This window comes from Acidithiobacillus sp. M4-SHS-6, from assembly GCF_047421495.1.
Classification (GTDB): domain Bacteria; phylum Pseudomonadota; class Gammaproteobacteria; order Acidithiobacillales; family Acidithiobacillaceae; genus Acidithiobacillus.
The window spans coordinates 1,766,747-1,780,091 of the sequence record NZ_CP175559.1; the positions used below are offsets into that span (position 1 = coordinate 1,766,747).

12 protein-coding genes are annotated in these 13,345 nt (G+C 54.6%); 9 read left to right on the forward strand and 3 right to left on the reverse strand.

Going from position 1 to position 13,345, the window contains the following annotated elements; translation table 11 throughout:
* Window positions 1–69: 69 nt before the first annotated feature.
* Window positions 70–504 carry a hypothetical protein gene (locus ACJU26_RS09045; RefSeq protein ID WP_414039363.1) on the reverse strand — a complete coding sequence of 145 codons (435 nt, stop codon included), beginning with the start codon at window positions 502–504 and terminating at the stop codon, window positions 70–72.
* Window positions 505–1,116: 612 nt separating this feature from the next.
* Here ACJU26_RS09045 and ACJU26_RS09050 point away from each other — a divergent pair.
* The 7 genes from ACJU26_RS09050 to ACJU26_RS09080 all read left to right on the forward strand — a co-directional run bounded on the left by ACJU26_RS09050 (window position 1,117) and on the right by ACJU26_RS09080 (window position 9,292).
* Window positions 1,117–1,755 carry a TraE/TraK family type IV conjugative transfer system protein gene (locus ACJU26_RS09050; protein ID WP_414039364.1) on the forward strand — a complete coding sequence of 213 codons (639 nt, stop codon included), beginning with the start codon at window positions 1,117–1,119 and terminating at the stop codon, window positions 1,753–1,755.
* Window positions 1,745–2,890: a hypothetical protein gene (locus ACJU26_RS09055; RefSeq protein ID WP_414039365.1), complete on the forward strand. Its 1,146-nt coding sequence runs from the start codon at window positions 1,745–1,747 to the stop codon at window positions 2,888–2,890. The genes ACJU26_RS09050 and ACJU26_RS09055 overlap by 11 nt, the downstream gene beginning before the upstream one ends.
* Before the next feature lie 24 nt (window positions 2,891–2,914).
* Window positions 2,915–4,588, forward strand: coding sequence for a TraB/VirB10 family protein (locus tag ACJU26_RS09060; protein ID WP_414039366.1), 1,674 nt, complete (start codon window positions 2,915–2,917; stop codon window positions 4,586–4,588).
* On the forward strand, window positions 4,581–5,087 hold the full coding sequence (locus tag ACJU26_RS09065; protein ID WP_414039367.1) for a hypothetical protein: 507 nt from the start codon (window positions 4,581–4,583) through the stop codon (window positions 5,085–5,087). The genes ACJU26_RS09060 and ACJU26_RS09065 overlap by 8 nt, the downstream gene beginning before the upstream one ends.
* The gene (locus tag ACJU26_RS09070; RefSeq protein ID WP_414039368.1) at window positions 5,087–5,665 is read left to right on the forward strand and encodes a hypothetical protein; all 579 of its coding nucleotides are present in this window, start codon (window positions 5,087–5,089) and stop codon (window positions 5,663–5,665) included. Before ACJU26_RS09065 ends, ACJU26_RS09070 begins: the two co-directional genes overlap by 1 nt.
* A 48-nt stretch (window positions 5,666–5,713) precedes the next feature.
* Window positions 5,714–8,449, forward strand: coding sequence for a TraC family protein (locus ACJU26_RS09075; protein WP_414039369.1), 2,736 nt, complete (start codon window positions 5,714–5,716; stop codon window positions 8,447–8,449).
* A gap of 129 nt (window positions 8,450–8,578) precedes the next feature.
* Window positions 8,579–9,292 carry a hypothetical protein gene (locus ACJU26_RS09080; protein ID WP_414039370.1) on the forward strand — a complete coding sequence of 238 codons (714 nt, stop codon included), beginning with the start codon at window positions 8,579–8,581 and terminating at the stop codon, window positions 9,290–9,292.
* 1 nt (window position 9,293) lies between these two features.
* Here ACJU26_RS09080 and ACJU26_RS09085 read toward each other — a convergent pair whose 3' ends face one another.
* Window positions 9,294–9,740 carry a hypothetical protein gene (locus ACJU26_RS09085; RefSeq protein WP_414039371.1) on the reverse strand — a complete coding sequence of 149 codons (447 nt, stop codon included), beginning with the start codon at window positions 9,738–9,740 and terminating at the stop codon, window positions 9,294–9,296.
* Between the two features lie 24 nt (window positions 9,741–9,764).
* On the reverse strand, window positions 9,765–10,088 hold the full coding sequence (locus tag ACJU26_RS09090; RefSeq protein ID WP_414039372.1) for a hypothetical protein: 324 nt from the start codon (window positions 10,086–10,088) through the stop codon (window positions 9,765–9,767).
* 199 nt (window positions 10,089–10,287) lie between these two features.
* Here ACJU26_RS09090 and ACJU26_RS09095 point away from each other — a divergent pair, with 199 nt between their 5' ends.
* Together ACJU26_RS09095 and ACJU26_RS09100 are read left to right on the forward strand one after the other, a co-directional pair.
* Window positions 10,288–12,051: a conjugal transfer protein TraH gene (locus tag ACJU26_RS09095; RefSeq protein WP_414039373.1), complete on the forward strand. Its 1,764-nt coding sequence runs from the start codon at window positions 10,288–10,290 to the stop codon at window positions 12,049–12,051.
* A gap of 190 nt (window positions 12,052–12,241) precedes the next feature.
* On the forward strand, window positions 12,242–12,997 hold the full coding sequence (locus ACJU26_RS09100; protein WP_414039374.1) for a hypothetical protein: 756 nt from the start codon (window positions 12,242–12,244) through the stop codon (window positions 12,995–12,997).
* Window positions 12,998–13,345 lie beyond the last annotated feature (348 nt).

Genomic DNA, 13,345 nt, shown 5'->3' on the forward strand with positions numbered 1-13,345 from the left:
TTTCTGTTGGCAGTGGTTTCGGCCACTTCGATGGTTCGGTTCCGTTGGGTTCCAGACAACTCTCCAACATTACGTGCGTTGGTAAAGCTTGTATCTCCCCAGGTCCTCCAGAAAGATGGCGATGGGATAGCTCATGTCCGGAACCACTCGCCAGTTCCCGAAGGCCAGGAAAAAACCCATGATGGCAATGGGTGTGGAGCACAACGCGACCAGTACAACCACTATCGTGAAGAAACCTGAAGGGCTCCCCACGGATGCAAAATGAATGAAGGCTCCTATCAGTATCGTATATAACACCCAGAAGACAGACTGTCCGAACCGCGCTAACCAGGTACCGCCAAAGGGAAACGCAAATAACGAAACATCCTGCGCTTTCGGTGGGATGGGTTCCAGAGACCTGGCGAACGCCAGGGCAGCATCTTCACCACCGAAGACGCGTTTCCGGGCCAGTTCTCGACGCCGTTCAAGAGGGGTACGCCAACGTCCCGCCTGCAATATCAGCATGGGCCCTGAAAAACACACAACGCATGCCCACGACACAGGCCAAATCCACTTCGGAACAGGGAAACCCTGTATCTCCTGCCAGGCAACCAGTACAAGAAACAGCGCAACCAGTCCTGTGCCAACAACACCCAGAACCAACAATAGCCGGTTGATTCCCGACACGAACAAGCCGGACCCGTAAACCTCTTGCAGGTATCTCACGATTCTCACGTGCTGAACGGAACCATCCGGACAGGATTTTTGGTTCCAGTAATTCAGGGCGTCCAGAATCCACACCCGAGACAAACCATCCCGCCAAATAACCCACGCCAAAAAAAATCCGACAACAATCCAGCCAAGGCTAGGGCTTATCATCTGAATCCCTCGGCCGCAATATCGAAAATGTCATCTTTCCCCCAATCGCATTCATCCATTACCGTAATCCGAAAATTGGAACTGTTTCACGGGTAATCTTCGAGGGATTCCGAGGGAAATGGCCCTGCTTGCCGGCTTGGGTTTTTCGATGAATTTCGAAGTGTTTGTTTCCTGTGCGGCTAATTTTTGTTTTTCGGTAACTCTGGAAAATAAACCGGTTTTACTTGACACGATGACGACAAACAATGGGGAACATCATTGAATTTCAACTGGGGGGCTAACAAGCAGCGGATTTCGGCCAAGGGGCACGGAGACGTGGTCAGCAATCTGCGGGAAAGAAAGGAGGGCTGGAAGTACGCGGCGGTCGTTCTGGGGGTGGTATCGGCCATTCTGGCTTTCACGTTGGCGGAATCTTCCGGCAGGGTCCAGACGATACTGTTGCCCTATCACATTTCGGCGGCGGGTTCCGGTATGCCCTATAACGTCAACAATCTCAGCGAATCGCAGCGGTATCTGGGCGTTCTGGCTCGTTCCGATATCGCCATGTTGACCATATGGGACCCCGATACCATCAGGAGCCAGTTCAATCACTTCCTGCGGCGCTGCACCCCGCAAGCCTATCAGCATTGGGAGTTCAAGTTACCGAAATACGCCAAACAGATGCGTAACGACAACATTACGGAAATGTTTTTTTTCCAGGGAGAGAAGTTCGTGCCGCCCTATTCCGTGGATGTGGAAGGGTTGCTGGTAAGGACCATGGGTCACCATGTGCTGTTCAGGCGTCCCGTTCAGTACATCGTTTCCTACGCACCCAATAACGGCATTTTCAGTATTGCCAATGTTCAGGCCCAGGTGAAGGGCAGCAAAATTCCAAGGAGCGTCCTGCATGTTCAGTAATCGAATCCCGATGGCGGTGATTTCCGCCGCGTTGGTGTGGTTTCCGGCGGTTTCCCTGGCCGGTGTGGTAGCTCCGCCCCTGCCGCCCATGGACGATGCGTTGCGTCCGCCGGCGGTTTCCGGGATGCCGCCGAAGAATACGCCGACGGCCTTGCTGGCACCGGCGTCGGGTGCGGGGCCACAGGTTACCGCGAAAGTCTCCGGCAATGGGGTTCCGGCGCAACTGCTGGAGGCCCGGAATCAGATGACGCGGGGAAATGGTCTCAATCCGGAACAACTCCGCACCACGCCAGCGAAAACCGGGAAGCTTACTCGACAGCAGCGGATATTGGCGCAGGAAGCGGCACAGGTGTGGGCCCATGCGCGGACCTCGACACCGGCCCAGCATTTTGAACCGGCGCATCATCATCCCATTTCCCGCAGGATACGGAACGAAAAACGGGTAGCGAGGTTCGAGAAAGCATGGCAAGGTCGTGTGTATACCGTACCGGCTGGGGGGTTTTACGTCACCATCGAGGCGTCCGCGCCGATTCTGCACGTGATTATTCCCCCGTCAAAACAGCGTATCGATGGACGTTTTTCCTATCTGGCCCGGGGCAAGTTCTTGCCGGATACCGGCAACAAGGATTTGATGTTGCGTTTTCATCGTGCGGCGGCGTATCACCCTATCGAGCTTACCATCGAATTTGCGGGGGGGTTGCGCATTCTCTATCTGGTGCCGAAACCCTTGCCCATTGGAAAAACCATTCACGTCAAGGCACCGAAATATACGCCTCCGGCAAAACCCCTGAAGTATCCAGTATCCGGCAATCCCGCCAGTCGATTCCTGCCTGCCATTCGGGCGGTTTGGGAGCATGCCGCGCATATTCCCGGTTTCGTTGCGGCCAATCCGCCGCGTCACGCGGTGAATTATGGCCGGTTGTTGCTGGTTCCGGTTGCGGGGTATCAGAGCAGCTCCGCCAATACCTGGATGATTCTGTGGCGTGTCCAGTCCTTGCACGGAAAAACGTCGAACATCTCTCCGGCGCAGTTTTCCGGCAATGGCATTGACGCGGTATCTCTCACGGGAACGCGGGTATCGCCCACGTCGAGTCCGTACATGTTGACGGTTGAGACGGGATTGGCGCACGGATGAAGCAGATAATGGAGTCAATAACACATGTCGAATAATCATAACGATAACGACCGGAACAATTCCACGGAAAACGAGAAACTCCATTCCGTGATGAATGATACCGGGAAGCCGGACACATCCGGGTCTTCGGACCATCCGGACATGTCCCCCTCTTCCGACGTTTCCGCAGGAAAGACTGCGCCTGTCGGAAAATCGTCTTCCCGTAATTCCGAACGGGAAAGTGCCCCGGAAAATACCGCGAAGAAGTCATCCCTCAATTTAGAACGGGAAAAGACCAGTGCGTCTTCGAGTGATGGGGACAAGTCGGATGACACGTCCGGCATGCCCAAGATTCCGGGTATTCGCAGTCTGGGGCCGAAGAAGAAAAAGGTGTCCATCACCACGCAATCCAAACTGGGTAACAAGATTAGTCGGAAATGGCTGTTGGTGGGGGGCATTGCGTTGGTGGTGGTGGTGGCGGCAGCCACGGAGCTGGCTCCGGCTCCGCCGAAGCCGCCGAAGCCCGTAGCGCGGGTACGTACGATTTCGCTGGTACCCCCGGCCGTCAGCAATGCGTCCTTTGACAAGAGCACGGAAGCCAAATTGCAGGCCATTCGTGACAAGTATCGTCGTGTCGCGCACAACGAGAAACAACTGGCGGCCCTGATTCACCGGGGAAACCTGGAGCAACGGAAGATGGCGGCCATCATCGCGAGTCAGGCGGCGGAACTGAAATCGCAGCGCCAGAGGTTGGCTTCCCGGGCCACATCGGTTTCCACGCCGCCCCCTTCTCCGCCGTCCGTCAATTCGAACGTACCACTGCCCCCGCCGGTGGCTCCGCCGCCGTTGGCGGTACCGAATGCCGTATCGCCGGCGCCGGTTCCGTCGAACACGACGACTTCGGACAACCAGTTTGGCGTGGTGCTTTCTCCGAACACTTCCGCAAACAATACCCGTTTTTCCGGCGCGAAAATGGCTTACAGCATCGAGAAGAATCCGTATGCCGGATATATTCCGGCGGGCAGTTTTTTCCCGGCAGTGTTGTTGACGGGTATCGAAGCCAACACGGCCAGTTCCGCGCAGGGGAATCCTGAACCGGTGTTGATGCGTATTCAAAGAAGCGCCATCTTGCCGAATGGGGGAAAATATCGGTTGTCCGGATGTTTCGTGTTGGGGTCCGCCACGGGTTCCATCAGCGCACGTCGTGCCGACATTCGACTGACGCAATTGTCCTGCATCAACAAGGCGCATCAGATGGTATTGGAAGCGCCCATCAAGGGCTATGCGGTGGACTCGGACGGTAAGTTCGGGTTGCGCGGGACTTTGGTCGAGCGTGAGGGTTCCATTCTGGAGAAATCCCTGTTGGCCGGTTTCGCTTCGGGGTTGGGTAGCGCGATGCAGGGCGGCATGGGCACATCCTATTCCGGCAGTTTCGGTACGGGACAGTATTTTTCCGGGGAGGGTTCCGCTCTGGGGTCCGGGATGTTGGGTGGTGTCGGAAATGCCATGAACCAACTGGCGCAATTTTATCTGAACCAGGCGAAGAACATCTTCCCGGTAATCGAGGTTCCGCCGGGACGCAAGATTACATTGGTTCTGGTAAAGGGCAGCAGTTATACGTGGCATACGGCTGGAAGCCGGTACATTCTGGTGAAACATCCGGTAAGTCTGGTATCCCACCATGCCGCAACGTCGTCCAGGGGGAATCCGCATGGGTGATGAATACCAGAATTTCGGTAAACCGACACAGATAGCCTTGACACAAGGAGGAGCGGGAACAGGCGCTATCCCTCCCCGGTTACGCCGGGGTTTCCCGCGCAACCGGATGATGAGAAAAACAACGGTTACAGGTTTGTTGATGCTGGGTCTGTCGCTGGCTCTGGCGGGATGCAAGCCGGATACCCCCCGAAAGCCGATGGTTCCTGCCCATAAACAGGGGGTACGTATGGTTACGCAGCAGCAGGCGGATGCGGCACTGGCGTATCTGAAAACCAAATTGCCGAATACGCCGTTTACCGGGGCGGTACCGTCCCGGTATGCCCCGGGGTATGTGCGCGTCGATGAGGCTTCTTCCGCGGCGCCGGTGTATTTCGACCCGCGCACGAAATACATGATTATTGGTCTGGTGGTGAATTTCGGCAACAAACACATGCGGATAGCGGGCGGAATTTCCACTCTGGGGGTCAATACGATGTCGATACCCAAAGGAGGACATTGATGCGCAAATCTTCCTGGACGTGGCTTTCCCTGGTATTGGCCGCATCCCTGGCGGGTTGTGGCGTGGATAACAATGACTATCAGTGCAAGATGCCGGGGGCGTGCGCTCCCGTGCGCATGACCTATGACCATGCGCGGGAAAATACGAGCTGGAGCGGCTGGAGCGTGGATGGTCAGTACGGAAAAATAGACAAGACTCCCAAGAAAGGAAAGGTGGTTCTTGGGGTCCCTGGAAACTTTTCCGGAGTGTCGGCAGTGTCGGCGCGAGGAGTGGTGGGAGCCATGGAGCATCCGGTTTATCACCCGCCCACGCCGTACATGGTGTGGTTGGCTCCCTATGTGACCCGGCACCATCACCTGCACTCTTCCAGTCTGGAGTGGTTCACGGTTCCCGGTTACTGGGTAGGACCGGACGGCTTACGCATACGCCCATCGCACAAACGGGGCGCTGTGGGGATGGGGAACACCGTTGCCTGGCATCCGCTGCAACCCGATGAAATGGGTTTCCGCAGTTTCGGCAAGGCGGTAAGGGCAGCGAATTCCGAAGGGATTCTGGGGAACGTCATTCAGCCCAAATAACGGTTCGAACAGCTCTAACAATTATAACAACAATAAGGAGAAAAACCCATGCCATTCGAGCGTAACAGCAAGATTCCCATGACAGAAAAGATTCAGGGGATTGTCCAGCATTATGTACGAAAAACACAGAATCAACTGAAGGTTGACGAGGCACATCCGGAGTACAGTCTGCCGGTGCTGGCTGCCAACGAGCTTTCCGAAAGAACGACGTTATCCAGTTTGTTGCCCTATGCGGACATCACTCCGGATGGGATAGTCACGCTGGATGACGGTTATCGACTGCGAAGCATGTTCAGTGTGCAGTTCAGTCCATTCACCGTAGTGGGAACGGATGCGGAGTCCGTCATCGAAGGGATTATCGGTTTGATGCCCGCGGAAACCGTGGTGCAGTTCGGGGTGTTGTCGAACGCTCTGGTGGCCCCGCAACTGGATGCCTGGGCCCAGTCCCGGCAGAGTCTGAGCAATCCGTCAGTGGCCAACATGGCCAAATGGCGCCGTGATTTTCTGTTGGCCACGGCGTATGGCCCTTCTGCTGCCGAGGGACGCGATATTCACCCGCGCCACATGGAGTATGTCGTTACGGTTTCCACGGTGTATGGCGGAGAAATCGGGGATGAGCACGACTGGAGAACGCACATCGACAATATCGACAAGTTACGTACGAGTGTGGTGAGCAGTTTTCAGGGTTCCAAGATGGGTGCCACGGCGCTGCGCCGGGAGGGCGTCCGGCGTCTGTTGCGGTTCATTCTGAATCCGCATTTCTTCCCGGATGACATTGTGAAGGATGAGATGAATCCGGATGGGACCCCGTATTACGTCTCCGCGGAGAGTCTGGTGGCCAAGGAAACGCGGGTACATGTGACTTCGGAAGGGGGTATCGTTTTTTCCGCATCGAGCGCGGATGCGGAGTTGCGCAGGAAAACGGTGGGGACCCTGACGATGGATGGCTATCCGAAGAAGAATCACGCGGCGCTGGCAGCCTGCATGATAGGCGATGCGTTGAAAACCAACGAATCCATTCCGTTTCCGTTCTGGCTGTATGTGAACATCAGCATCCCCAATCAGGAAACGTTGACCGACAAGTTGTCGGTGAAGATGGCGGGTGTGGGACGTCAGACCCGTTCCGACAGCCCCACGGTAAAGGCGCTCATGTCGCATCTTTTCGACATGCATGACGAATTGAAACATCTGGTGGATTCGGCGAAATCCTCGCATCCGCCGGTGCGGGCCTATGTGGGTCTGAATATTTACACCACGCACAAGGACCTCCAGGCCAACATCGAACTGGTGAAGAGCCTGTGGCGTCGTCACGGGTATCGGGTTTCCCCGGAGCGCAACATCGCCCTGCCCGTCTGGTTGTGCAGTTTACCGGGATATTATGTGGAAGAAATGGACGAGGGAACCAAGGGGTTGCAGCGCAGTACCACGATGTCCTCGTCCAATGCATCCATGATTGTACCCATTCGCGGCGAATGGCAGGGAACCCCTCCGGAAGAAGGAGGATTGCCGTTGTTGTCCCGGCAGAATCAACTGTCTTTCGCCTGGGTCCAGAACATGGAGGTGGCCACCAACTACAACTTCGTGATTGTGGCGGCATCCGGTTCCGGCAAGTCCTTTCTGGCCCAGGATATCATCGGCGACTTCCTGGCGAAGGAGGGATATGTGTTCGTCATTGACGCCGGGCGCAGTTATTTTGAAATGTGCGAGGACCAGGGGGGAGTGAATCTGGTTTTTCGTCCGGAAGACCCGGTGGACCTGAATCCGTTCGATTCCATCGATACGGAAAACGATTTGAAAGAGAACATGGAGTTGTTACTGGGAGTTGTCCGGTATATGGCGTTTCCGCATTCGGAGCAGGTCGGGGATTTCGAATATGCCAAGATGGAACAGGCCATTGATGCGGCCTGGCGTCAGAAACGGGGAGACACACGTATCGCCGATGTGGAGGAAATCCTGGCGAGTAATGAGGATTCCCGGGTACGGGACATTGCGGCGCAAATGCGTCCGTTCGTACATGGGCGGCACGCGGCATGGTTCAATGGTGAGGGTCGCAAGATTGATTTCTATGGAGCGAAATTCGTCGTTACCGAAATGGATGACCTGAAAAGTCAGGGTTCCTTGCGGGATGTGGTGTTGACGCTGATGATGAATCGCATCGCGCACGCCATGTATCTGGCGGACGCCAAGGTGGAAGGGGGTGCGAAGGTCCCCAAGCTGATGTTGATTGACGAAGCCTGGGACTTGCTGGCCAACAATCGGGCGGGAGATTTCATCGAGCGGGCTTACCGCACCTATCGCAAGTATCGGGGTTCCGCGGGGGTTATCACGCAATCGTTCAAGGACTTCGACAAGTCCGCCGCGGCGACGGCGGCGTATGAGAATGCGGCCTGGCTGTTCATGTTGCGTCAGAAACCGGAGTCTTTGGAGGCGGCGTTCACCAGCGGCAAACTGATGGGTGACGATGAGTATACGAAACAGCTTTTACGCAGTGTGCATACGGTTCCCGGAGCCTATTCGGAAATCTACGTGCGTTGCGACGAGGGACAGGGGGTATACCGGTTCATTGCGGACCCCTACGCCTATTGGCTATACACCACCGCCCCGACCGACAAGGAGATTCGCGGTACCCGGATGCAGCACTACATGGAACGCGGCATGCCCCGTCTGGATGCCCTGGGCGCCGCCGTTTCGGACCTGGCGCGGGACTCCTTTCGAAAACGCTGGGGAACATCCCCCACGGAAGTGCTGCGTGGCGTGAATATCCGCAGCATGACGGATGCCTGAGAAATCCCGGCGAATCTTCAGTTTTCGGTAATCGGTACATTCCGGTAAATGGTTGAAACTTTAATGGCGGGAACAATAATGCTAGCATATATACTGTTCATTTTCTTCACTCTCTGGCTGGTGTGGACCATGGAAATTCCGGATTTCGGAAACCTATGTGGTTTATTTTTGCAGGAGAATGCTGCTCCGGACAATTACCCAGAGCGATGGGTCATGCAATGGTATCGGGAAACGTTTGCGCCGGATTGTGGTATCCCTTGGCTCCCTCGTCTGCTGGTTTGGTCCGGATGGGCGTCCTGGTGGTCGGTTCTCGCGCTGGCATGTGTGGGAACCCTCTTCTTTTTCGGCTGGTTGCCCGGGTTTTTCCCCGTTATAGGAGCGGCTGCCCTGATTGCCGTTTCAGCATCCTTGTTTCTCCTGTTACTCGGCGTGGAAAACTGGCAGCTTCATCGAAAAGGTATCCCTTTGAATGTGCAGATTCGCCGACATCGATGGTTACAGAGCCACCCTGTTCCGGAAACTTTCCAGGGTTCATACCCGAAGAAACTCCCGTGGTGGTTCTGGTTGGATGGGGGTTTTTCGAACACGCTAACGAGGGTTCTGGTTTTCATCGGAGCTTTTGCGATTCCCATGCTGGTTGTGCTTTGTGGCTATCGCGTAATAAACCCGGAATTGGTTACCTGGTCAAGCATTTCGGACGCGCTTTTTTGCTGGGGAATGGTTCTTCTGTGGTTTCCGGTTCCCTTCTCCGTCTGGTTGTCCCATCTGGACTGGACGCACCGTGACAGAGAGGTTCTCTTGGCGTGGGCGGCTCGCGTTCAACCGGTAAGCCGGGGTAGTTGACTTAGGTGTTGGCGATATCAAACAGAAAGATGGCCACGGGATATCGCATATTGGATACGATTTTCCAGTTTCCAAAAGCAATGAGAAACCCACTGAGTGTGACAGGTATCCAGAATACCGCAAAGAAAATGAACGAAGTTTCGATAAAACCCGAGATATGTCCCCGAAAATACAAAAGCATGGATACCAACAACAGGTAGAAGTTCATTCCAAAACCATCCCCAAGTCGCTCCAGCCAGTTTCCCCCCATGGGAAATGCCACAATAGAGAGGTCCTTGGTGTCTGCCAGTGTTTCTGTCAGTGTCAGAGAAAAGGCAATGGCCGCCGATTCTCCACCAAAGATTCTGTTCAGGGCCAACTCCCGGCGTTGCTTCATCGGAACATGCCAACGTTCTGTTTGCAACACCCCCACGGGAATCGCAATACACAGGATGGCCGCCAGACCCACAGGCCCATCCCAATCCGGGGCGGCTCATCCACTGTACAGGATGCTGTATATCAGGACGAAACCTGCCGAAATGACCCCCAGCACCCCCAGAACAAACAGTAACCGATTCAACCAGGGCCGTGCCAATCCTGACCCGTACACACTTCGCAGATATTCCACAACCAGGGCGTATCGGAAATTCGCCGGCATATCCCCCGGGTTCTGCTGCTCTGTCGACGATTGCGGATGAATAGTCCTGAACCAATAACCCGCGACATCCAGAACGCTGATGCGCGACAACATCTCCCCCCACATTCGCCATAAGACGAATAGCACCAGTACCCAAACATACGCCAAAGAATATACCAAGATAGTTTCCTCCTTGGGACGTACCGATTACCGAAAACTGAAAATTCGTGGTGAAGCACGTTTTGGTCGATATTCGGAATGGCCTTGTTCATCCAGTTGGCATTACAGAAATTCCTGAATTTGGTGGGGTGTTCTCGTTAATTAAAGAATTCCTGTAATGGGGAGAAAAGCGTAAACACAACAATTACAAGGGGTCCCCATGCGCCTATTCAAACCCATAGCCCTGTTTTTTCTGCTGGCATCTTTGGTGATGATGCCGGTAACGGAGGCGTTTGCGGGGATGAATCCCTTCAAGGATTTGACGGCCGGATTGACGGAAGCCGGCAGTGGCCCTGCGGTATACAATTCTCCCGGGCACACCACGTTCTATGGTGGAAATCTTTCCGTGCATGTGCCGTCGGACACGGTACAGTTGATATCCATTTCTCCGCCGTCCTTTAGTGCCGGGTGTGCGGGCATCAACATGTATTTCGGGGGATTCTCGTTCATTTCCGGAGCGAATTTCGGGAAACTGATTCAGGCCATCATGCAGGCGGCTCCGGGGTATGTCATCAATCTGGCCATTCGTACGTTATGCCCGGAGTGCTCCGATATTTTGACGGAATTGCAGAAACTGGCGCAGGCGGCCAATGGTATGGGGATGAATGCCTGTGATGATGCCAAGTCTCTGGTCAATGGGCTGGGAGGATTACTGGGGGTCAGCCTGCCGGGTGGCAAGACGAAAGGGTCCCCATCCGGGCAGTCCACCATCAGCAACGCGGCCAAGAAAAAAGCGGGTACGGGAGCCTCTTCCGGCTTCTTCAGCGCATTCAACAGTTACGCGGGGGATGCGGCATCGGCCCTCAAGGGTGTGGCCAACTTCCTGAATAATCCTGGAGAGTTGTTCGGTTCCGGTTCCGGCACGAAAAACGAGGCCGCCGCCAAGGAATCCAAGTATGTCGGAAACCAGGAATGGATGGCCCTGACCGAAGACGGGTATAGCAATACCTATGTCAAGGAAATCATCATGGCGTTGGCGGGATTCAGGATTTCCGGCGGAAAGGCGGACCCCAAGGTGGCGCAGGACGCGCATCTGCCGGTGGCGCCGAACCCGGAGGATGTGGTCAAGGTGCTGGAATATGGCGCGCACCCGAATCAATGTTTCGCGGCCTTGAAAACCGATGTGGCGAATGAGAGCGGCAAGGTGAACACCGAAGAGGGACTGGCCACCATCGCCGAAGATGAACAGGCCGAGGCCCAGAGCAAATATACTCAGGGTGTGAAGGTGCCAACCTGTTTTCTGGAGAATTCCACGCAGGGCGTCACTCCAGAGGAAACGGCCATGGGAACGGCCGGAGTTCTTGAGGACTGCAACCATGTCAACATATCTCCGGTATCCGCGTTGCAGTCATCCGCCGATATTTCCCTGGGGCAGACCCGGAAAGGATTGGTGGTGGGTTACAATCCGTATCTGAACGGAAATGGCGATGGTTGTGGCATCCTGGGCAGCGTGGCGCTCAGTCTGACCCATGCCGTGGCCCGCGTGACCAACGAGGAGCCGTTAACTGCCACGGAGGATGAGTATATCCAGATGGCCCCGTTCCCGCTGTATCAGTTGATTAACGATGCGGCGGTCTATCCCAGCGCCGCCGGACAGATGGTGGATACGTACGCCCCCCTGCTCTCCTACCTCATTTCCCGGGATGTGGTGCTGCAATGGCTGGCGTCCGCACATGATATCAATACCACCATGACCCGTAAGTTGAATCCCAAGGCCATGGCGCAGATAGGAGCCATCGCCAAGGAACTGTATAACGAAATCAACCAGTCGGACAAGCAGTTGGCGGTAGGGATGACGGTACAGGAAGGCATCATGGCGCAAATTGACGAGATGAACAAGATGATTGCGGGTCAGGCTGCCATGGCGGGCATGGCCGGTAACATGATGTTCACGAGGTCCGTCACGGCGGACGCCACGGAATAATCATCCCGGAAGCATCCATTCTTCTGGTGTTTTTACTGGAATCATCCAATTTTCGGATTCCAGTAAAAACAAAAAAGAGGAGCCTGGGTTATACGTGCATACACATCCTAATCTCGCACCCGCGTTTGCCACCATAACGCTGATTCTGCTAGTCTATATGCAGCTAAAAATCAGAAAGTGGAGCTCCCGCATGTCCAGAGTCGGATTCCTGGATTTTCTCTCTGCATGTCTTGACCATCGTCTATCGACATCACAACGTTCATCCTGGCTTTCCGAACTGAACACAGAAGCGGGACAATATGTGGCCACCGTATATGGGGATACTTGCAGAACAAAATCATCCGGAGTCATAAGGTCCGTTGCTGCGGTTTTGATGTATGGGTTATTCGGACTATTCCTGTTTTTGGAAGCCGTTCTGAAAACGGGGTTTTGGGTTTCCCCCATTTTGCTGGACGTTCTTTATTTGGTGGCGTTGGCCGCACTTGTTGTGGAGGGGATTTGCTGGATTCGGCAAATGTTTCGTACCAGAAAAACCGGGATACCATTTTTTGGTATGGACAGGGCCCCCGCTATTTTGGCCCGATTTCGTCAGGATTATCGTATTACACAATTAAAAAGGGAGTATGGGGATGATTGGAATACTCCGGTGTGGTGGATATACTCCACCCGTCGCCGCGTACTGGGGTGGAAATTCGTCAAGATGATGGTCGTTCTGTTTGTGCCATCAATGACAGTTTTTGCCTTTTTAATCAGTCTGTTCTCGTGGACACATTGGGCCTCTCCCAGTTTGACGCTGGCATTTTTCTGGGTTATGGCGGTTTTATGGTGGCCGCTCGTCTGGATAATTCCATTTGATGCACTGGTAAAAATGGGTCACTGGGAGGGAACGAACGGAAAGAGTAACATCAGCTTTCCATTGGTCGTGTTGATGGAGGATATCGGTTGACAGGATTATCTCTCACAAAATCTCTTCAGGCGCATGAACTACTCCCGCCAAACCTTAGACGGTTATGGCGTGAGTTTCGTGCTTCATCGCGGATAAACCACATCCGCTCCACACCTCCTCCACCTGAATCGTGTGCGGTTACAGGTGGAGCATTCCGAATATGGAGATTTCAGTAATAAGGATACCGTAGGTAATGCGGTTATGTAACCCGGCCTCGCATGGTACGCGATACCGATAACAACACAGAATAAAGGGTGCCGCGCCGTTGAAACGAATCCAACAATTATTTTTATTTCTGGCTGCTTGGGTAGTAGCCAGCCCTGCGTTTGCCGCGACGGTGGACCTGGG